The sequence below is a fragment of the Psychrobacter sp. 1U2 genome, from assembly GCF_051847575.1.
The window spans coordinates 1-737 of record NZ_JBPYDC010001024.1 but is presented as its reverse complement, the minus strand read 5'-3'; the positions used below and the strand labels follow the sequence as shown (position 1 = coordinate 737).

Here is a 737-nt window from a genome sequence, read left to right as displayed (position 1 = left end):
AACGCCGAAAGCTATTACCTCATCGATACGAGTCGTCAACTCAGCACTCACTTCACTGACTATATCATCATAATGCGCCAAACTACCCATCGTCGTTGGCTCACCACGCATGTGCATAAGCATTACAGGAACATCAAGTTTGGCTGCCATTGTAATTGCACCTTCGCGTTTTAAAGCACGTACGTCGTTCCAAATATCTGCGCCTGCCTCAACAGCGGCTTGTATAACTATAGGATTACTGGTATCAATAGATAGCCAGGCTTCCTCGCCAAGTTGTTGCCTTATTGCCTCAACGACTGGGACCACACGCGATACTTCTTCAGTAGTCGCCACAGAGTCGGCATTTGGACGAGTAGATTCGCCTCCTATGTCAATGATGGTTGCTCCTGATTCAAGCATATACTGACAATGTTCAACTGCTTTATCAATAGCATTAAACTGGCCACCGTCCGAAAACGAGTCCGGCGTCACATTTAAAATACCCATGATATGGGGCTGAGATAAATCTAGCTTTTTCGTAGGACCATATAGCGTATAAGCTGGTAAAGGGTCGAATAATGACATAACTCATCCATCAATGATTATATTTTATAAATAATATATTCTGTCATATAAAAGATCATAATTATATCTAATAGTAGAACAAACACATAATCTAGCGAGATGTCTGTCGCTTATAGTACTAATGATTAGTATTGCTAGTCGCTACCAAAAATTTTAAACCATTAAAAAAGCCC

1 protein-coding gene is annotated in these 737 nt (G+C 41.0%); it reads right to left on the bottom strand.

The features are described 5' to 3' along the window. Nucleotides 1-564 (bottom strand): dihydropteroate synthase (gene folP / locus ACS8FD_RS20160; RefSeq protein ID WP_439277175.1); only part of this gene is annotated, 564 nt, incomplete at its 3' end. Between the last annotated feature and the right edge of the window lie 173 nt (nucleotides 565-737).